Origin of the sequence: Paraburkholderia sp. SIMBA_027 (genome assembly GCF_046535315.1) — a bacterium.
In the GTDB taxonomy this organism is placed as follows: domain Bacteria; phylum Pseudomonadota; class Gammaproteobacteria; order Burkholderiales; family Burkholderiaceae; genus Paraburkholderia; species Paraburkholderia tropica.
Genome location: NZ_JAWRWY010001702.1, coordinates 1 through 232, shown reverse-complemented (window position 1 = coordinate 232; position 232 = coordinate 1). Strand labels below are relative to the sequence as shown.

Below are 232 nucleotides of genomic sequence, written 5' to 3'. Positions count from 1 at the left end.
CCTGGAAGGCGCGTCCCGCGAGGCCAAGCTCCTGGCAGTGGATTTGCTGTTCCTGCAGTCCTTGCCGCTGGCCCACGAGGTCAAGTCCCTCAGGGTGAAGCGGGCACGCGTCGCCGAGGCTGCGTCCTGGGTGGAGCCGCCAATTGAGCTTCCCGAGGAACTCTACGAAGGCTTGACGGACCACGGAGTCATCCGGGACCGCACCGCGGAGTTCAACTGGACCATCTGGGAC

Annotated in this window: 1 protein-coding gene; it reads left to right on the top strand. The window is 65.5% G+C overall.

Going from position 1 to position 232, the window contains the following annotated elements; translation table 11 throughout:
* Positions 1-232: hypothetical protein (locus SB764_RS44980; protein WP_410867432.1), on the top strand; the 232-nt coding region annotated here is incomplete at both ends.